This window comes from Pseudomonas sp. DNDY-54 (assembly GCF_019880365.1).
Lineage (GTDB): Bacteria > Pseudomonadota > Gammaproteobacteria > Pseudomonadales > Pseudomonadaceae > Stutzerimonas > Stutzerimonas stutzeri_P.
In genome coordinates this window covers 4,160,607-4,177,896 of the sequence record NZ_CP082271.1, presented here as the reverse complement: position 1 = coordinate 4,177,896, position 17,290 = coordinate 4,160,607, and the positions used below count along the sequence as shown (strand labels likewise).

21 protein-coding genes are annotated in these 17,290 nt (G+C 64.3%); 18 read left to right on the top strand and 3 right to left on the bottom strand.

Going from position 1 to position 17,290, the window contains the following annotated elements; genetic code table 11:
- Positions 1-2: 2 nt before the first annotated feature.
- The 5 genes from K4O48_RS19365 to K4O48_RS19345 are packed head-to-tail and all read left to right on the top strand — an operon-like array spanning position 3 to position 4,515.
- Positions 3-350, top strand: a complete 348-nt coding sequence (locus K4O48_RS19365; RefSeq protein WP_222909973.1) for a hypothetical protein — start codon at positions 3-5, stop codon at positions 348-350.
- Positions 347-685 (top strand): lipopolysaccharide assembly protein LapB, encoded by a 339-nt coding sequence (locus K4O48_RS19360; RefSeq protein ID WP_222909971.1) that lies wholly within the window; start codon positions 347-349, stop codon positions 683-685. Before K4O48_RS19365 ends, K4O48_RS19360 begins: the two co-directional genes overlap by 4 nt.
- Positions 682-2,820 carry a type III secretion system export apparatus subunit SctV gene (gene sctV / locus K4O48_RS19355; protein ID WP_222909969.1) on the top strand — a complete coding sequence of 713 codons (2,139 nt, stop codon included), beginning with the start codon at positions 682-684 and terminating at the stop codon, positions 2,818-2,820. Before K4O48_RS19360 ends, sctV begins: the two co-directional genes overlap by 4 nt.
- Positions 2,817-4,103, top strand: a complete 1,287-nt coding sequence (locus K4O48_RS19350; protein ID WP_409518912.1) for a type II and III secretion system protein family protein — start codon at positions 2,817-2,819, stop codon at positions 4,101-4,103. The genes sctV and K4O48_RS19350 overlap by 4 nt, the downstream gene beginning before the upstream one ends.
- Positions 4,104-4,116: 13 nt before the next feature.
- The gene (locus K4O48_RS19345) at positions 4,117-4,515 is read left to right on the top strand and encodes a hypothetical protein (RefSeq protein ID WP_260523670.1); all 399 of its coding nucleotides are present in this window, start codon (positions 4,117-4,119) and stop codon (positions 4,513-4,515) included.
- A gap of 11 nt (positions 4,516-4,526) precedes the next feature.
- On the opposite strand, the gene K4O48_RS19340 is transcribed toward K4O48_RS19345, so the two are convergent.
- The gene (locus tag K4O48_RS19340; RefSeq protein ID WP_260523669.1) at positions 4,527-5,309 is read right to left on the bottom strand and encodes a tetratricopeptide repeat protein; all 783 of its coding nucleotides are present in this window, start codon (positions 5,307-5,309) and stop codon (positions 4,527-4,529) included.
- A 75-nt stretch (positions 5,310-5,384) separates the two neighbouring features.
- Between K4O48_RS19340 and K4O48_RS19335 the strand changes: the two genes are divergently transcribed.
- The 13 genes from K4O48_RS19335 to K4O48_RS19275 are packed head-to-tail and all read left to right on the top strand — an operon-like array spanning position 5,385 to position 14,271.
- The gene (locus K4O48_RS19335) at positions 5,385-6,035 is read left to right on the top strand and encodes a type III secretion protein (protein WP_222909965.1); all 651 of its coding nucleotides are present in this window, start codon (positions 5,385-5,387) and stop codon (positions 6,033-6,035) included.
- Between the two features lie 19 nt (positions 6,036-6,054).
- Positions 6,055-6,249: a hypothetical protein gene (locus K4O48_RS19330; protein ID WP_222909964.1), complete on the top strand. Its 195-nt coding sequence runs from the start codon at positions 6,055-6,057 to the stop codon at positions 6,247-6,249.
- A gap of 15 nt (positions 6,250-6,264) precedes the next feature.
- On the top strand, positions 6,265-6,669 hold the full coding sequence (locus K4O48_RS19325; protein WP_260523668.1) for a hypothetical protein: 405 nt from the start codon (positions 6,265-6,267) through the stop codon (positions 6,667-6,669).
- A gap of 2 nt (positions 6,670-6,671) precedes the next feature.
- Positions 6,672-7,439, top strand: coding sequence for a type III secretion system inner membrane ring lipoprotein SctJ (gene sctJ, locus K4O48_RS19320; RefSeq protein WP_222909962.1), 768 nt, complete (start codon positions 6,672-6,674; stop codon positions 7,437-7,439).
- Positions 7,436-8,050 carry a type III secretion protein gene (locus K4O48_RS19315; protein WP_222909961.1) on the top strand — a complete coding sequence of 205 codons (615 nt, stop codon included), beginning with the start codon at positions 7,436-7,438 and terminating at the stop codon, positions 8,048-8,050. Before sctJ ends, K4O48_RS19315 begins: the two co-directional genes overlap by 4 nt.
- Complete coding sequence (locus tag K4O48_RS19310; RefSeq protein ID WP_222909959.1) at positions 8,047-8,634, top strand: FliH/SctL family protein; 588 nt, start codon at positions 8,047-8,049, stop codon at positions 8,632-8,634. The genes K4O48_RS19315 and K4O48_RS19310 overlap by 4 nt, the downstream gene beginning before the upstream one ends.
- On the top strand, positions 8,631-9,950 hold the full coding sequence (locus K4O48_RS19305) for a FliI/YscN family ATPase (RefSeq protein WP_222909958.1): 1,320 nt from the start codon (positions 8,631-8,633) through the stop codon (positions 9,948-9,950). The genes K4O48_RS19310 and K4O48_RS19305 overlap by 4 nt, the downstream gene beginning before the upstream one ends.
- Positions 9,947-10,429: a hypothetical protein gene (locus tag K4O48_RS19300; RefSeq protein WP_222909956.1), complete on the top strand. Its 483-nt coding sequence runs from the start codon at positions 9,947-9,949 to the stop codon at positions 10,427-10,429. Before K4O48_RS19305 ends, K4O48_RS19300 begins: the two co-directional genes overlap by 4 nt.
- The gene (sctQ, locus tag K4O48_RS19295; protein WP_222909955.1) at positions 10,426-11,448 is read left to right on the top strand and encodes a type III secretion system cytoplasmic ring protein SctQ; all 1,023 of its coding nucleotides are present in this window, start codon (positions 10,426-10,428) and stop codon (positions 11,446-11,448) included. Before K4O48_RS19300 ends, sctQ begins: the two co-directional genes overlap by 4 nt.
- Entirely contained in the window at positions 11,445-12,107 is a 663-nt protein-coding gene (gene sctR, locus K4O48_RS19290; protein WP_222909954.1) for a type III secretion system export apparatus subunit SctR, read from the top strand. Before sctQ ends, sctR begins: the two co-directional genes overlap by 4 nt.
- Before the next feature lie 6 nt (positions 12,108-12,113).
- A complete protein-coding gene (locus K4O48_RS19285) occupies positions 12,114-12,383 on the top strand; it encodes an EscS/YscS/HrcS family type III secretion system export apparatus protein (protein ID WP_222909952.1) in 270 nt (89 codons plus the stop codon).
- A gap of 14 nt (positions 12,384-12,397) precedes the next feature.
- A complete protein-coding gene (gene sctT, locus K4O48_RS19280; RefSeq protein WP_222909950.1) occupies positions 12,398-13,210 on the top strand; it encodes a type III secretion system export apparatus subunit SctT in 813 nt (270 codons plus the stop codon).
- Positions 13,211-13,212: 2 nt separating this feature from the next.
- On the top strand, positions 13,213-14,271 hold the full coding sequence (locus K4O48_RS19275) for an EscU/YscU/HrcU family type III secretion system export apparatus switch protein (RefSeq protein WP_222909948.1): 1,059 nt from the start codon (positions 13,213-13,215) through the stop codon (positions 14,269-14,271).
- A gap of 6 nt (positions 14,272-14,277) precedes the next feature.
- Here K4O48_RS19275 and K4O48_RS19270 read toward each other — a convergent pair whose 3' ends face one another.
- Positions 14,278-15,966, bottom strand: a complete 1,689-nt coding sequence (locus K4O48_RS19270; RefSeq protein ID WP_222909947.1) for a winged helix-turn-helix domain-containing protein — start codon at positions 15,964-15,966, stop codon at positions 14,278-14,280.
- 1,136 nt (positions 15,967-17,102) lie between these two features.
- Positions 17,103-17,228, bottom strand: coding sequence for a hypothetical protein (locus K4O48_RS19265; protein WP_409518911.1), 126 nt, complete (start codon positions 17,226-17,228; stop codon positions 17,103-17,105).
- Positions 17,229-17,290 lie beyond the last annotated feature (62 nt).

Below are 17,290 nucleotides of genomic sequence, written 5' to 3'. Positions count from 1 at the left end.
CGATGAGAATTTCCGAAGGACGCCCGCCCGCGCTGGCCGTCACGGAGCCGGTGGATGCAGTCCCCGCGTCACGGGAACGTTCGGCCGCATCGTTCGAAGCGCTGCTGCCGCCAGCGGCGACGCGTGCGCTACAGCGCGACCTGCAACGGCTGGGCGAGCCGGAGGAGACCGCACCTGCGCTATTCAGCGGTTCGCGGCCAACCGAAATTCTTGAAGACATCCTCGAGCGCATCCTGCCCTCTCTCGCGCTGGATACCGATACCAGGGGCCTGGCCATGACATTGATTCGAGAAGAAATCGATATCCGCCAATCCCTTGATCGGCAGCGCGTCGACCTGGAGGAAGGATGAACACCGCCGATCGTGACGCCGCAAGGCTCCTGCAGGAACTGGCGAACATCTATCGGCGCGCCGGTCAGACGGAGCGCGCGCTGGTGCTGTTACTGCTCGCCAATCAGATTCAGCCCGGCAATCCGACGCTGCTGCGCCACCTGGCGCTGGCCTTCACCGCTGTTGGCGACGGCGAGCGCGCCCTGGCTGCACTGGATGCCCTGGTGGCGCTCCAGGGCCCGGCGCCCGGGCTGCTCTTGCTGCGCAGCCGCGCGCTGTTGCAGGCCGGGCGGCGTGACGAGGCGCGCCAGCTGTTCCGGCGCTATATCGCCGAGCGTGGAGGAAGCGCGCGATGATGGCGCGGCTCAACGCCCTGGCCCGCATGGCTGCGCAGCGGACCGATGTGGTGATCGTAGCCTTCATGCTGATGGCCATCGCGATGATGATCATCCCGCTGCCGACCTATCTGGTCGACACCCTGATCGCCATCAACATCGCCCTGAGCATGCTGGTGCTGATTGTCGCCTTCTACATCTCCAGCCCGGTGGAGCTGTCCACGCTGCCGCCGCTGATCCTGCTCAGCACCCTGTTCCGGCTTTCCCTGTCGATTACCACCACCCGGCTGATCCTGTTGCAGGGCGACGCCGGCAATATCGTCGAGGCGTTCGGTAATTTCGTCATCGCTGGCGAGCTGGTGGTGGGGATGGTGATCTTCCTGATCATCACGATTGCCCAGTTCATCGTCATCACCAAGGGGGCAGAGCGGGTCGCCGAAGTGGCGGCGCGCTTCACGCTGGATGCCATGCCCGGCAAGCAGATGAGCATCGACAACGACCTGCGCAACGGCGACATCGATCAGCACGAGGCGCGCCGGCGGCGTTCCAATCTGCAGCGTGAAAGCCAGCTGTTCGGTGCGATGGACGGCTCGATGAAGTTCGTCAAGGGCGATGCCATCGCGGCGCTGGTGATCCTGTTCGTCAACCTCATCGGCGGGCTCACGATCGGCATGCTCAAGCGCGACATGAGCTTTGCCGAAGCGGCGCAGGTGTATTCGCTGCTGACCGTGGGAGACGGGCTGGTGGCACAGATCCCGGCTTTGCTGATCGCGCTGGCGGCCGGCACTGTCGTGACTCGGGTCAGTAGTGGCGAGGGCGGCGCCGATCTGGGCAGCGAGATCATCGGGCAGATCGCCAGCGGCCAGCGCGCGCTCTCGTTGACCGCGGTCATCCTCGTCGCGATGGCCTTCGTTCCCGGCTTTCCGGCCACGGTGTTCATCGGGCTGGCGCTGTTGCTGGGCGGCATCGCTTACCTCATCCGCCGTAATGAACAGCGCCAGGCAGTTGCGCAGGCGCAGGCAAGCGAAAGCAGCGAAGCCGAAGTACCCGCGCCGCCGGCTGAAACGCCGTCAGCCGCGCCGGAAAACAGCCGCGTCCTGCTCAAGATCGGGCCGGGTCTTGGGCAAAGCATCGCGCTGCATCCTTTCCAGCAGCGCCTCGAGGCGCTGCGCAACGAGTTGCACGCCGAACTTGGCATCGAGTTTCCATTGCCAGCCGTGCACCTGGTGCCGTCGGACGCCGCCCACTCGTTTCGTATCGAGCTCGAGGGCATTCCACTCGAAACCGGTGAGCTGTCGCCGGATCGCCTGCTGTACCAGGACGATCCGCTGCACCTGGAACTGCTCGATGTTCAGCGATACGAGGCCGGGTCGCCTCTTACCAGCGGGCCGGCCACCTGGATCGCACGCGCCGAGCAGCCAGGCCTCGACGAAGCCGGTATCGGCTACCTGCTGCCGGAAGAGGTGCTGACGACACTGCTGGGTCGAACCCTGCGTCGCCATGCCGGAGACTTCCTTGGCATCCAGGAAACGCGGCAGCTGCTGGCGCGCATGGAAGAGGAGTATCCCGAGCTGGTCACGGAAGCCGTAAGGGTGTTGCCGGTCCAGCGGTTGGCCGAAGCGCTTCGCGGGCTGGTCCGCGAGGGTGTTTCGATCCGCAATAGCCGCGCCCTGCTCGAGGCGATGGTCGAGTGGAACGGCAAGGACCGCGAAGGCGATGCGCAGGCGCTGATCGAGCACCTGAGACGGTCCCTTGCCCGCCAGATCAGTCATCAGCACGCCGACGGCAACCGCGTGATCAGCGCATTCGTGATTGGCTCGCGGTCGCTCGGCAAGCTGCTCGACGGCGTGCGTGACCAGGACGGCGCGCGCGGGAGTGCCAAGGCCCGCGAACTGTTTCGGCGACTGCTCCGGGAGCTGCGCCAGTGCTGTGAGGCACTGCCCGAGCCGCGCCAGGCCGTACTGGTGGTGCACCCCGAGCTGCGGCCTTTTTTGGCGCGCATCTGTGCCCGCGAGGAGCTGGAGCTCGCGGTGCTGTCCTTCACCGAGCTGGCGGCAGGCTACAACCTGCAGGCGATCAAGGTGATCAACACGGACTCGACGACGACCGAGGAATCCGTCGCCGTCGATACCTCGACCCTGGTGAACGCCTCATGAAACCCGCATGGATGTGGCTGTTGTTGTCAGTGCTGTTGGGCTTCATGGCGCCCGCGTCGGCCCAGCGCACCGCAGGTTCGTCGCTGCAACTGAGCGCGGGCGAAGGCCGCGTGCTGCGTTTCGACGAGCCGGTGGACTCGGTGCTGGTGGCCGAGCCGAGCATCGCCGACCTGCAGGTGGTTTCACCCGGTGTGATCTACGTGTTCGGCAAGCAGAGCGGGCATACCAGCCTCAACGTGCTGGATGCCGAGGGCGCTGAAATCGCCTCGCTGAGGCTTAACGTGAGCGCCAGCCCCCAGGCCCTCGATGATGGCTTGCGTGAGCTGCATCCAAAGGGGCGTACGCAGGTGAGCGCCGCCGGTAACCGCCTGGTGGCCCAGGGTAGCGTGAGCGATGTGGCAGAGGCGGCCAGCCTCAATGCGCTGCTCGATCCGACCGGCCAGGCCTGGAACGGCGCGGTTAACAACACGACCTACGACGGCGCCACCCAGGTGAACATCCGCGTACGTTTCGCCGAGGTGTCGCGCGAGGAGCTGCTTCGCTATGGGGTCAGCTGGGATGCGCTGTTCAACAACGGTACCTTTTCATTTGGCCTGCTCAGTGGCGGCGCGCTTCCAGCCCAGGCGGCGGCAGGCGCCTCGAACCTGATCTCCGCGGGCCTGAGCTCGGGGCATTTCAACATCGATACGGTGCTGGAAGCGCTCCAGGGCAATGGGGTGCTGGAAATTCTCGCGGAACCCAACATCACCGCCACCACTGGCGAGACCGCGAGCTTCCTTGCAGGTGGTGAAGTGCCGGTACCGGTGCCGGTCAATCGCGACCTGGTCGGCATCGAATACAAGTCTTACGGCGTTTCGCTGCTGTTCAGCCCGACCCTGCTGCCGAACGATCGCATCGCCCTGCGCGTCAGGCCGGAAGTCAGCACCCTGATGGGTACCAGCAGCCTGGGGATTGGCAGTTTCCAAGTGCCGTCGTTCCGCGTTCGCCGCGCCGACACCCGAGTCGAGGTGGGCAGCGGGCAGACCTTTGCCATCGCCGGGCTGTTCCAGCGAGGCAGCGCCCAGGATGTGGAGAAGATCCCGCTGCTGGGTGACATGCCAGTACTCGGCAGCCTGTTCCGCTCCAAGCGGTTCCAGCGCAACGAGACCGAGCTGGTGATTCTCATCACCCCCTACCTGGTCGAGCCGGTGCAGACCCAAGCGATGCTGATGCCTGGCGATCTACCGACTGTCAGCGGCAATCCCGCACCCGCGCAGAGCCCGTTCGGGTTCCATATGAAATGAGGGAGGTGTCGGCGTGTCTCGAAGGTTGATCGTCCCCATGTTTGTGGTGCCGCTGTTGCTCGGTGCCTGCCAGACCACGCTGGAGCAGCCCCACTATGCCTCTGGCTACCGCACGGTAACCTACGCCGAGGGTCGCGCACGGCTGGTGCCCGAGGCCTGCTTGGCGGCTGCTGTGACTGTCGACGATGGAGCGCGCGAGCCGATGTTGCCACCGGGCTGCGCCAACAGCTTCAACTTGCTGCAGATGGTCGAGCGAAAGCAGGACCTGCAGCGCGGCCGGGCAAGCGGGCCGGCGCTGGCCGCGCCCGTGGGCCGTGCCGCACAGCTGTACCAGGAAGGCTACGAGTCCGCCGAGCAACGTCGGCGTTGGCAGGAGCAGTCAGCGCAAAGCAGTACGGGAGGTGGGCAATGATGAGTGGCGGTTCAGCCTTCATCCACCAGTCCCATCGCCTTCGCGCGGGCGGCCGGGTCGGCTATGCCTTTGATCCGCAACGCCTGCTCGATGAGTGCGGCGCGCCGGGCGTCGTCGCTGGGGCTCAGACGCACCTGGTGCGCGGTCTGGAGATCGCCAGCCAGCACCTGGATCAGCAGGACGTTTCGCTGATGTCGCGGCTGCGCACCGGTAGCCCGATCGAGCCCTTCCACTTCGCGCAGCGCCTGCTCCGGCCGGCCGTCGAGGACGTAGGCAAGGGCGAGGTTGCTGCGGCTATCGGCGTCGCCATGGGAAAGTCTCCGCGCTTCGGCCAGGGCGCCAATGGCCTGCGCAATATGTCCGAGTTGCGCTTCGGCGATGCCCAGACGGGTGAATGCCTCAGCGGTTTGCAGGTCTGTGGCAGCGCTTTCCAGCAGGGGGTGGGCCCGCTGCGCAAAGCCCAGGCGCAGCTGGGCGGTACCAAGGCCGAGCAGGCTCTGGGTGTTTTCCGGCTCAAGCGCGAGCGCCTGCTGGTAGGCCTGTTCCGCCGCCTGCGGGTCGTCGCTGTCGAGCCGAATTGCGCCGAGCCGGTTCCAGGCATCCGCTGTCGCCTCCGGGGCCTGTGCGGCTCGCAGGTACAGCGTGGTCGCCGTGGCGCTGTCGCCGCGCTGCTCGATATCGCCCGCCAGCTTCATCAACCGCGCGTAGTTGCCTTCGCTGCCCAGGGGGGAGGTTGTGCAACCCGCCAGCAAGAGGCTGGCGCAGAACAGACGAAAAACACTGGGGCAGGGCAAGGGCAAAACTCCTCGGGGCGGTGGTTGGGGTTGCCGCATTCTATCGGCGGCCGGCTTAGACGCGGTGTGCGCAGGTTGCGAAATCTTGTGGTTATTAGCGGCGAACGGTTGTCGATCGGCGCGTTGACGCAGGATAGTCGACGCAACGCAGCGGCGTGCCTGCTGTCGCTCGGCCTACCTCTCGTGGCAGCTGCCGAGGTGCAGCCGGAATGGGCCGATCGGCCGTACGCCTACGTGGTGATCGCGCAGGACGTACGCAGTGTGCTGGAAGCGTTTGGCCGCAACCTGGGCGTACCCATGGCGATCTCCGCCAAGGTGCGGGGCCAGGCACAGGCGAACCTGCGCGCGGATACCGCCGGGGAGTTTCTCGAGAAGCTCGCCAGCAGCAGCGGTCTGACCTGGTTCAGCGATGGCAGCAGGATTCACGTGAACACCGAGGAGGAATTGCAGCTGCGCCAGTTCGACCTCGACCGCGCCGCCGTGCAGGCGCTGCAGGCCTCGCTGGATGCGCTGGGCGTCACCGGCAGGCATCTCGCGTTGCGCAGCAATGCCGAGGGTGACGGCGTGATGGTTTCCGGCCCGCCTGAATTCATGGCGATGGTGCAGCAGCAACTTGAACAGCAACGTCCGCCCGCGTCACAGCCGGAACCGGTCCGCGAGCGAGGCGTGAAGGTATTCCGCGGCAGCGCCGGGCCCCAATGGGTCAGTGAAGCTGGGACCCAATAACTTCAGAGGAGAGCAGATAATGACCGTGAACCCCGTCGGAGACAGCGTCAGCCCGCAAGGCGGCGAAGCCGAATTCGATTCGGCGGTGCAGAACGCCAAGCAGGATGATGCGCTTGTCGAGCAGATGACCGCCAAGGCGGTGCTCATCGGGGCGCAGTTCATCCTCATGCCGAGGGCGCAGGAAATTCTCAACGAAGCCATGTCGGATGAATAGCGCGCCGAGGCCCCTATGACGACGACCAGCGCGGTGCCCGCTGTCTCGCCGATGGCGGGGCAGGACATGATCCAGGCTTCCCAGAACCTCTTCGAGCACATGGCCAGCCAGGCCAAGGGCCTGCCGGCTGGCGCCGCGCCTGACCAGATCGGTGCCAACCTGATGGAGCGCCTGAATGGCTTCATCGAGCGATCTCAGCAGTTCTCCGGCCCTGTCAGAAGCCAGGCCGGCGACGCCCCGCATTCGTCAGTGGCGCTGGAACCGACCACCACCGACCCGGAGCGGCTTGGTCCCGGACAGATCGACCGCCTCATCGGGTCGCTCAGCCAGGTCTTCGACTACTCCATCGAAACCCAGATGGTGGTGCGCGGCGCAACGCAGATTTCCGGGTCGGCGAATACCCTGATGAGAGGTCAGTAGGGATGCGCCGCCCGAGCCTGCTGCTGGCGTTGCTGCTGACCCTGCTGCTGCAGGGCTGCGACTCGACGCTTTACACCAACCTCAGCGAACTGGAAGCCAACAAGATGCTGGCGGTGCTGTTGAGCGAGGGCATTGCGGCCAAGCGTGAATTGCAGGATGACGGCCTGATCAGCGTCAGCGTGCCTGACGAACGATTCGCCGAGGCGGTGGCCCTGCTCGACGATGCCGGACTGCCGGCGCAGAAGTTCTCCAGCATGGGCGATGTGTTCAAGAGCAACAGCCTGGTGGCTTCGCCGGTGCAGGAACGTGCCCAGATGATCTATGCGCTGAGTGAGGAAATCTCCCACACGGTTTCACAGATCGATGGCGTGCTGTCGGCGCGGGTCCATGTGGTGCTTCCGGATAACGACCTGCTCAAACGGGTCATCTCGCCGTCCTCGGCGTCGGTGCTGGTGCGTTACGAAGCGGACACAGTCATCGACGAGCTGATTCCACAGATCAAGACGCTGGTGGCCAACAGCATTTCCGGGCTCAGCTACGACGGCGTTTCGGTCACCGCGATCAAGGCGAAACCGCGACGCGGTGATCAGGCACAACCACCCATGACGTCCTTCCTCGGGATCTGGATGTTGGAGTCCAGCGCGTCCCGCGCCAGGTGGGTGCTGGCCGGCGTAATGCTCCTGCTGCTAGGCCTTGCTTGCGCACTGGGTTGGTATATCTGGCGCGAGCATCGGCGTCCGGCGACCTACGTGCTGGAGGAGCAGGCATGAATAGCGCCGCCCTGCACGCCAGCTGGAGCCGCAGGCTGGCGCGCCCGCTGCACGGTGCGCGCATTGAATGCGTGGCGGAATGCTTCGACGGCACGCTGGCGCCGGACCAGGTCCAGGCGATGCTGGATAACGACCGGTTTGAGGAACGGCTGCAGCAACTGCTGATTCGCCATTTCTGGCTGCCGCCGCTGGAGCAGCTGAGCGAAAGTGCCGATCTGTCGGTGCTGGTGCTGGACGGCCCTGCGTTCGCCCGGCTACCGCTGCTTTGCGGTGCGGTGTGGCATGCGGCAGCCCTGGCGCGGGAAATTCGCGGCCCGGTGGTGCAATGCCTGAAGGAACGCCTGGGGACAGACGTGTTTAATTTTGCCCTGGCGCACCGCGCCCACGCCGGCGCGGCGGATTTTCTGCTGGATAGCGAACAGCTCGCTGCCGCCATAGAGCGTGACGGCCAGGCCTGCGTGGCGGCGTGGTTCCATTCGCGACCCCAAACGCTGCAGGGATGGCTGCAGCTGTACTTCGACATACCGCAAAGCGACATGGAAATCTCGGCGGCCGCCATTGCTCTGGTGCCGCAGATCGCCCAGGCGCTGCTCGAGGAGCGGCCACGTTGAGTGGGCTCCCCGACGCCCCTGCGCCGCGCATCCTGCGCAGCGAGACGGTCCAGCCCTGGATCGACGGCTACGCCTTTCTGCAGGCTGCGCAGGAAGAAGCTCGCACCATTCAGGCCGCGACCCGAACCATCGAGGAAGACGCGCGCGCGGCCGGCTTCGCACGCGGTCGCGAGGAAGGGCTGGAAGACGCCGCGCGGCTGCTGGCGACGACGGCCGATGAGGTCGAGCGATACCTGGCCGGACTGGAATGCGGGCTGGCCGACCTGGCACTGGCCGTGGTGCGCGAAGTGCTGGGAGATGTGGATGTCGCCGAGCGCATCGCGCTGTCCGCCAAGCGCGCGCTGTCGGCGTTTCGTGAGCAGCAGGGGCTGATTCTGTACGTTGCACCCGACCAGGTGGACGCGACGCATGGGCGCCTCGGATCGGTGCTCGCCGATCGCGTGACGGTTGTGGCCGACGACAGCCTGGCGCCGGAGCAGGCTCGCCTGAGCAGCGCGGCGTCCAGCATCGAGCTGACCCTGGAAACGCAACTGCAGGCATTGCGCGAGACGCTGTTGCCCCAGTCGGCCGAGCCCGCGCCATGAGCCTGGCGCAGATACTGCCAACATTGCACGGCCGTCTGCAGCAGGCCCAACCTCGACCGCTGCGCGGGCGGATTCGCAGCATACGCGGCACGCTGATCCATGCATGCGTGCCGGGCGTCAGCATTGGCGAACTCTGTCATCTGATGGACCCGGCCGGTGGCGGCGTGCTGTCCGCCGAGGTGGTTGGGGTCGACGGCAACGAGGCGATTCTTGCGCCCATCGGTTCGCTGGAGGGGCTCTCGACCCGTACGGAAATCATCGCCAGCGGCGAAAGCCCGGCGGTAATGGTGGGCGACGCTCTGCTGGGGCGGGTGATCAGCCCCGCCGGTGTCTCGCTGGACGGTGCGGCTCCCATCCCCAGCGGGCGGTTGCGCTACCCGCTTCACGCCGAACCTCCGGCGCCTTTCGCCCGCCAGTTGATCGACCAACCGATGTCACTGGGCATCCGTGCCATCGACAGCCTGCTCACCGTGGCGCGAGGTCAGCGGGTGGGTATCTTCGGGCCGGCGGGGGCGGGCAAATCCTCGCTGCTGGCGGCGATTCTGCGTGGCTGCAAGGCGGATGTGGTGGTCATCGGGCTGATCGGCGAGCGCGGGCGCGAAGTGCGTGAGTTGCTGGATGTGCATCTGGACCAGCAGGCCAGGGCGCGGACGGTGGCGGTGGTCGCCACGTCGGACCGGCCGGCGACCGAGCGCGTCAAGGCGGCGCTGGTGGCGACGGCCCAGGCCGAGTACCACCGCGATCAGGGTCGTCACGTGTTGCTGTTGCTCGACAGCCTCACGCGTTTCGCCCGTGCACAGCGTGAAATCGGCCTGGCAGTTGGCGAGCCGCCGACTCGTCGCGGGTACCCACCGTCGCTGTTCTCCGCGCTGCCGCGCCTGCTGGAACGCAGTGGGCCGGGGGCGCGGGGCAGCATCACTGCGCTGTACACGGTACTGACCGAAGGCGATGCCGAGCATGATCCGGTGGCGGAGGAAGTCCGGTCGATCCTGGATGGCCACCTGGTCCTCAGCGCCGAGCTGGCGCAGCGCAACCACTTCCCCGCCATCGACGTGCTGCAAAGCCGGAGCCGGTTGATGGATCAGGTAGTGGACGCCGAGCAACGTCGCCTCGCCGGTCATTTGCGACGGTTGCTGGCCCGCCATGGCGAGGTCGAACTGCTGCTGCGTACCGGCGACTATCTGCCGGGTAGCGACCCGCTGGCGGACGAAGCCATTGCCCGCCGCGACGCGATCGACGATTTCCTGCGCCAGCGCGAAGACGAAGCCTGCACGGCAGGCCAAAGCCTGCAGCACCTGCGTGAGGTGCTCGCATGAACGTGCTGGCGATAGCGCAGTTACGCGATCTGCGTCAGTTGCGCGAACGGCGTGCGGCCCATGCATTGGCCGTGCAGCAGCAGCGTTACGAGCAGGCAATGAGCGCCTTGCAACAGGCACGGGATGAGGCTCGGGCTGCCGATGCGCTGGTTCAGGAGAAGGCGGACGAACTGCAGCGGCTGCTCTGTGCCGGTGCGCTACCGGTTGCCACCTGCCAGACCGCACTCGACACCCTGGACGAATTCGAGGCCTGGCGCAGCCTGCTCGCCAGCAAGCTGCTGGAGGCCGAAGCCCGGGTGGGTGCTGAAGATGAGCGTCGGAACGACCTGCAACGCCAGTTGTACAACCGGCAGCGCCAGTGCGAAGCGCTGGAGCCGCTGTTGCGTCAGCAACAGCTCAGCGACCGGCGCGCCGCCGAGGTACGCGAGGAAAGCTTGGGTGATGACAGCCGGCCGGTCCTGCCAGGAGGCATGGAATGAATGGCCTGCAGGTTCCGACGACGACAGTCGGTCCGGCTGATTTCGAGCGGGTCGCGGCGCAAACGCTGGCGATGCGCAATCGGCTCCTAAGGCGGCGCCAGGGCTGGAGAGGGCAGTGGGGTGGGCAGCCGCTGCGGATCGACTGGCAGCCAGCGCGGACAACCGCTGATGAATGGGTCGATATCGGCTTGCGCGTCGGTGAAGCGAACGGACGATTGCAATTATCGGCTCGCCTGGTGCAGCGAGTGCTGGAACCGCTGCGGCTGAGCGGCCCCTTCGCAGCGTTGTCCGCACCGGCACAAGCGCTGCTGCTTGAATGGGCGCTGCTGGAGCTCATTGCCCCGCTGGAAGAGCACCTGGGCGAGGCGGTCAGGCTGGTCGAACCGGTTGCGCTGCCCGCTTCACTGTCGCTGCACCTGGACGTTGCGCTCGGCGAACAGCCTGCCGAACCGGCAATCCTGGAACTGACCCCCCACCTCGCCGAGGCCGTCGCCGCGTTGCAAGACGCCCATCTTGCCGAGGCGCCACATCCCCTGCCTGCCGTGCGTGTCCCACTCGCCGTACAGGTCGGCTGGCAGTGGCTGACATTGGCCGAGCTGCACAGCCTGCGGCCCGGTGACGTGCTGATGCTGGAACGCCCGCACGCAGCGGACCTGCTGCTTGAACTCGAGGGCACGAGGCGGGCCAGGGCACGGCGTGAGAACGGCAGCCTGTGCGTGCTGGAAACCCTGGTGACCTTTGACCCGAACAAGGAGCAACCGATGAACCGGATAGACGGCGAGCAGACTGGGCCTGCGGCACTGGATGACCTGCCCATCAGGGTGGAGTGCCGGCTGGGCACGCTGGAGCTGAGTCTCGTGCAGTTGCAATCTCTCGGCGAGGGCAGCGTGCTGGAACTGCCGGGCAGCGAAACCGAGGCAGTCGAGCTGATGGTCAATGGCCGGCGCATCGGGCGTGGCGAACTGGTGCGTATCGGCGCCGGATTGGGCGTTCGCCTGACTCAATTCACCGAGTCATGACCGACTATCAGCCGAACCTGCTGGAAATCATCCTGGTGGTCTCGACCATCGGGCTGATCCCGCTGGCCGTGGTAACGCTCACCGGTTTCCTGAAGATTTCGGTGGTGCTGTTTCTCATCCGCAATGCGCTGGGGGTGCAGCAGACGCCGCCCAATCTGGTGCTTTATGGCATCGCGCTGATTCTGGCGGTCTACGTGACCTCGCCGCTGATGGGCGAGATGTATCAGGAGATCGAAGGTCGCTCGATCACATTGGAGCGGCCCGAAGAGCTCCGCGATCTGGGCGAGGCACTGCGCACGCCACTGCAGGCGCACCTGTCGCGTTTCGCCAATCCGGATGAGCGAAGTTTCTTCATGCATGCCACCGAGAGCGTCTGGTCCGAGCAGGCGCGAGCCAATCTTCGGGACGATGACCTGACGGTGCTCATCCCCGCCTTCGTCAGCTCCGAGCTGACGCGCGCCTTCGAGATTGGCTTCCTACTGTATATCCCCTTTCTGGTGATCGACCTGTTGGTGGCCAACGTGCTCATGGCGATGGGGATGATGATGGTCTCGCCGACGCTCATCTCGATTCCTTTGAAGATCTTCCTGTTCGTGGCTGTCAGCGGCTGGTCGCGCCTGATGCACGGGCTGATATTGAGCTATGGCGGCGTGGGGTAGAAACCGATGGGACAGGACATTTTCCTCACCCTGATGAAGCAGGCACTGGTCACGGTGCTGCTGCTGTCGGCCCCGGTACTCGGCGCGGCCATCGTGATCGGGCTGGGTGTCGGCCTGTTCCAGGCGCTGACCCAGATCCAGGACCAGACGCTGCCGCAGGCGGTGAAGCTGGTGGTGGTTCTGCTGGTGGTGATCTTCGTCGGCCCACTGCTGGCTGGTCAGGTGGTCTCGCTGGCCAACCATGTGCTGGATAACTTTCCGGCCTGGACCCGGTAGGCGGACGCCCGGCGATGGATGCCGAACTGGGCCTGAGTTTTCTCGAAGTGGCCTATCCGCTCATCGCCGCTTCAGGGCTCGCGGCATCCCGCGCGCTGGGCATGATCATGATCACCCCGGCCTTCAATCGTCTGGGCCTGACGGGGATGCTGCGCAGCTGTGTCGCGGTGGTGGTGTCAGTGCCGATGCTGCTGCCGGTGTTTACCGAACTCACCACCTTGCGTGATTACGGCGGGCTGTTTCTGGCCGGCCTGATGATCAAGGAGCTGCTGATCGGGGTGACCATCGGCCTGCTGTTCGGTATTCCGTTCTGGGCCGCCGAGCTGGCCGGAGAATTGGTCGACCTGCAACGCGGTTCGACCATGGCGCAGCTTGTCGAACCGCTCGGATCGGAGGAGAGCGGGGTGACATCAACCTTGCTGAGCGTCACGCTGATCACTCTGTTCTTCATGTCCGGCGGGTTCATCCTGATGGTCGATGGCTTCTACCACAGCTACAGCCTGTGGCCGGTCACCGCCTTTACGCCCGTCATCGCCGCCTCGGCGCTGGAAGCGCTGCTGGCCATTCTCGATCAGGTGATGCGTATCGGGGTGTTGATGGTGGCGCCGTTGATCTTGGCCCTGCTGGTGGCCGATGTGATGCTGGCGTACCTGTGCCGGATGGCGCCGCAGATGAATATTTTCGACCTGTCCCTGTCGGTGAAGAACCTGATCTTCGCCTTCCTGATGGTGATCTATTGCACCTTCCTGATCCCGCTGATGCTCGAGCAGCTGGCTGAATTCCGTGGCACCGTCGAAATGCTCAAAACATTGTCCGGAGGTGGCTGAGCATGGCCGGGCAGCAGAGTGACAGCGAAGAGAAGACGCTGCCGCCTTCTGACAAGAAGCTGCGTGACGCGCGCAAGAGGGGCCAGGTTTCGAAAAGCCAGGACATGGTCACGGCCATGACCCTGCTCGGCTGCACGCTGACGGTAGCGATCATGCTGCCCGCTGCCGAAGCACAGGTTCGCGCGCTGTTCGACCTGGCTGCCCAACTTTATGTCGAGCCCTTCGACGATGTCTGGCCGCGCCTGCTGGAGATGGCCGAGCGCCTGCTGCTGGCGACCGCGCTACCGATCCTGGCGGTGACGGTGGGATGCGCAGTGCTCACCAATATCGTCACCATGCGCGGCGTGGTGTTCAGCGGGGAGCCGATCAAACCGGACTTCAAGCGGATCAATCCGGTGGACGGCTTCAAGCGGATCTTCTCCATGCGCAGCCTGATCGAAGTGCTCAAGGCTCTGATTAAGGTGAGCCTGTTGTCCGTCGCCCTGTTCGTGGTCGGAAAATCCGGCTTGCAGGCGCTGATGGGGTCGTCGCGCTGCGGCACCGACTGCATGGTGTCGGTGGCTTATCAACTGCTGATCCCACTGGTGGTGACGGTGCTGATTGCCTATCTCGCGCTCGGTGGGCTGGATCTGCTGCTGCAGCGCTGGCTGTTCCGGCGCGAGATGCGGATGACCTGGAGTGAGCAAAAACGCGAGCGCAAGGACATTGATGGAGACCCGCTGATCAAGCGTGAGCGGCAGCGGCTTATGCGCGAAATGCAGGGGCTGTCCAGCCGCCGGACAGGCCTTGAAAACGCGAGCCTGATGATCGGTACGGAAGATGGCTGGCTGGTGGGCGTGCGTTATGTTCGAGGTGAAACGCCGGTACCGGTGGTGGTCTGCTCGGCCTCGCCTGGCAACACGGCGCAGCTGCTGGCGCAGTCAGCGCAGTTGCAGGTGCCGCGGTTCAGCGACGCGCAGCTGGCTGAGCGGATCGGCAAGCGCACCGTGGCCGGTGACCCCATACCTGCGAATGTTTTCCAGGCCGTCGCGGATGCCCTGGTGGCAGCGCGGCTGATCTGATCACGCTTAGCGCAACACCCTGAGATGACGCGGCGAGGCCTCCCGTGGCTGCTGCGGCATCGCCACATGCTGCGGTCGCAGACCGAGCGCTGCCAGCGTCAGATCAAGGCCCAGCGACTGGTTGCCCTGGGGGGACCAGGCCCAGGCCAGTGCCGAACGCACGGTGTCGCTCTCGGCGCCATACAGGCTTTTCCAGGCATCCGGTGCGACGGCGTCCAGCTGATTGGCAGCCTCCTTGACCACGGCCAGCGCGTAGGCGGCGTGGCGCGCAATGATGCGTTCGACCCCGCCTTCCTCCTCGAGCTTGCGCATGGCGTAGATGCGTGTTGTCGAAGGCATCCGGTAATGACGCTCTGCCGCGTCCCGCTGGGCGATCAGCAGCGACTTGTCCACCAGATCCTCGACCAGTTGCAGTGGATCCACATCCTTGAATCGCGGGTCACCCCTCGAAATTGCGCGTACCGCCTTCAGCGTGAAGTTGCCATTGAACACGGCAACCAGACGCAGCATGGACTGCTGATGCAGGGTGAGCCGCTGATAGCACCAGTCGGCGCTTGCACGCAGGGAGCGATGCCTGGGCGGCGCCGTGCGGCGGCCTTCCATCTGCAGGCGGAAATCACCGCTCAACAGCTCTTCCAGCGCAGCCAGGCCAAAGGTAGACACGCGTGCCGCCGCAAGCTCGATATCCAGTGGCATGCCTTCGAGCATCCGGCAGATCCCTACGACCGCGACGAGGTCCTCCTCGCCTAACACGAATCCCGCGTCGTGACGCTTTACCCGTTCGATGAACAGGCGGATCGCCGAATGGCCCAGCACCTGTTCCGCGCTTGCACCGATGTCCGTGGCCGGCAGCTCGAGCGGCTCCAGCCGCTGTACCTGCTCACCTTCGGCACGCAGCGGCTCACGGCTGGTGGCGAGGATGGCGCAGCCGGGTACCTGTCTTAGCAGCGTCTCCACCAACTCGGCAGTGGCGTCTAGCGCCTCCTCGCAATTGTCGAGCACCAGCGTCAGGCCTCGAGTCTGCACCGCAGGCGCTGGCGGCCGGACCTGCCCATCGCTCGCGGCCACCCCAAGCACATGGCCGAGCAGCGCATGCACGTCGGGAGGCGTCGGGGTGTGCGACAGATCTACATATATCGCGTTGTCAGGGGACAGCGTGACCAGGCGATCATGAACAGCCAGAGCGATGGCGCTTTTCCCGACACCTCCCGAGCCGACAAGGGTAATCAGGCCGCCCTGTTCAAGTTGTGAGCAGAGCCCAGTGATGACGGGCTCACGGCCGATGGCTTCGCTCATCAATCGCGGCGCCGGTTGCGTATTCAGCGAAAGCGAGGAAGCCGAAGGCCATTCTTTGTGGGCATGAACTGGGGCAATGAATCGGTACCCCCGCCCCGGCACGGTGGCGATGCATTCGCCGGCATCGGGCTCTCGCAAGGTCCGGCGCAGGGCGACAATCTGGGCGCGAAGGTTGCACTCTTCAACGATGACGCGGGGCCAGGCGCGGGTCATCAGCTCCGACTTCTCCAGCAATTCCCCCGGGCGCGATGTCAGGGCGATCAGCAGCTCGAGCGCGCGGCTGCCGAGCGCAACAGGCTCGCCCTGTTTGAGGAGCAGGTAACGCTGAGGAAAAAGCACGAAGGAGCCAAACCTGAGGGCCTCCTGATCGGACGTCTGTGGCAGTTCAATAGGGGACATTGCTGGGTCGCTGGATATCATTTGCGCATTTCCCGATAGCTCTGGTTTTCTTATTGGTTTTATAACGCCGCCAGTAAGTGTGCTGGTCGTACAAATGGCTGAAGTAACTTTTTGAATATTGGAACTCGCTTAAATTAATACGCTTCCTTTATTTCGCTAGTGTGTATTTATTCTGAAGATTTGTAGTTATCTACACGTCGTGTCCTGTTCGACTTTTCTTCTTTCAAGTAACTCATACGTAGTTCCGCAAAAACATTTCGAAAGCAAAGGCAGTCATGCATTAATGGCCCTCCGCCGCTAGTGCAGGGCGAGGTTTTCGAATGTGTTTAGCACGGTAAGTTCGCGGTGGGGGATGTTTTTTTCGGGATTTTTTCGATGTGCTTTAAATACGTATCAGCGGCCCTGCAGAAAAGTATCTGTCTCTGATGTTGCTGCAGAATGAAGAGACCGGTTTCCGCTCGCAGAACAGTTTCCTATCGGGAAAGGTTGTGGTCTGTCGCGATATTAAGTTGAGGCCGTACAGTTGCCTTGTTTAATGTCGCGTCGAGCAAAGCAACTGAAGACGAAGGGAGCGCACGGGTCCGTTTTTATCAGTGGCTAGTTGTGACTTCTTGAAAGGCTGGAATAGAGATCAATACCACCCATCAACAGAAAACGAGAGCAATGGAATGGAAGTCGACACAAAGCGGGTCCGGGGGTTTTTGGATGTTGATTCGCTACGGCTGACTATCCACGGGGAGGCGTTCTACGGGACGAACAGGGAGCACATCGAAACGATCCGTATCACCGAGACGACTGGAATGGCGATGCATAGGAAGGGTGGGGGCAGGATCAGTATGTAGGGTGGGCTTCAGCCCACCGTGCATTGGCACATCTGAGTGCGCCTGGTGGGCTGAAGCCCACCCTACGGTGCTGCGTTCGCGGCATCCCGCGATGGTTAATGACGCCGGTGTTAGGCCGGTGCCTTTCTGTTTGATGATGAACAAGCGCCAATCGGCAGGTAGAACGTGCCCCCGGTGTCGGCGATGGGCTTGGTATCTTCTGGTCTGTAGGGTGGGCTTCAGCCCACCTTGCGTTGGCATGTCTGAGTGCGCCTGGTGGGCTGAAGCCCACCCTACGGTGCTGCGAATGGCGCCTCAACCCTTACCCTTCGTCCACGTCAGATGCGGGCCGGCGTTCTTCTCGAGATATTGAATGATCAACCCGGCCACGTCCTTGCCCGTGGTTTCCTCGATGCCGGCGAGGCCTGGTGACGAATTCACTTCCTTCACCAGTCTGTAGGGTGGGCTTCAGCCCACCGTGCATTCGCACGCCGCGAATGGCC

Bases quoted from the DNA above. Each gene is read 5' to 3' on its own strand.
- K4O48_RS19365 (WP_222909973.1), top strand. From the start codon at position 3: ATGAGAATTTCCGAAGGACGCCCGCCCGCGCTGGCCGTCACGGAGCCG.
- K4O48_RS19360 (WP_222909971.1), top strand. From the start codon at position 347: ATGAACACCGCCGATCGTGACGCCGCAAGGCTCCTGCAGGAACTGGCG.
- sctV (WP_222909969.1), top strand. From the start codon at position 682: ATGATGGCGCGGCTCAACGCCCTGGCCCGCATGGCTGCGCAGCGGACC.
- K4O48_RS19350 (WP_409518912.1), top strand. From the start codon at position 2,817: ATGAAACCCGCATGGATGTGGCTGTTGTTGTCAGTGCTGTTGGGCTTC.
- K4O48_RS19330 (WP_222909964.1), top strand. From the start codon at position 6,055: ATGACCGTGAACCCCGTCGGAGACAGCGTCAGCCCGCAAGGCGGCGAA.
- K4O48_RS19325 (WP_260523668.1), top strand. From the start codon at position 6,265: ATGACGACGACCAGCGCGGTGCCCGCTGTCTCGCCGATGGCGGGGCAG.
- sctJ (WP_222909962.1), top strand. From the start codon at position 6,672: ATGCGCCGCCCGAGCCTGCTGCTGGCGTTGCTGCTGACCCTGCTGCTG.
- K4O48_RS19315 (WP_222909961.1), top strand. From the start codon at position 7,436: ATGAATAGCGCCGCCCTGCACGCCAGCTGGAGCCGCAGGCTGGCGCGC.
- K4O48_RS19305 (WP_222909958.1), top strand. From the start codon at position 8,631: ATGAGCCTGGCGCAGATACTGCCAACATTGCACGGCCGTCTGCAGCAG.
- K4O48_RS19300 (WP_222909956.1), top strand. From the start codon at position 9,947: ATGAACGTGCTGGCGATAGCGCAGTTACGCGATCTGCGTCAGTTGCGC.
- sctQ (WP_222909955.1), top strand. From the start codon at position 10,426: ATGAATGGCCTGCAGGTTCCGACGACGACAGTCGGTCCGGCTGATTTC.
- sctR (WP_222909954.1), top strand. From the start codon at position 11,445: ATGACCGACTATCAGCCGAACCTGCTGGAAATCATCCTGGTGGTCTCG.
- K4O48_RS19285 (WP_222909952.1), top strand. From the start codon at position 12,114: ATGGGACAGGACATTTTCCTCACCCTGATGAAGCAGGCACTGGTCACG.
- sctT (WP_222909950.1), top strand. From the start codon at position 12,398: ATGGATGCCGAACTGGGCCTGAGTTTTCTCGAAGTGGCCTATCCGCTC.
- K4O48_RS19275 (WP_222909948.1), top strand. From the start codon at position 13,213: ATGGCCGGGCAGCAGAGTGACAGCGAAGAGAAGACGCTGCCGCCTTCT.
- K4O48_RS19270 (WP_222909947.1), bottom strand. From the start codon at position 15,966: ATGTCCCCTATTGAACTGCCACAGACGTCCGATCAGGAGGCCCTCAGG.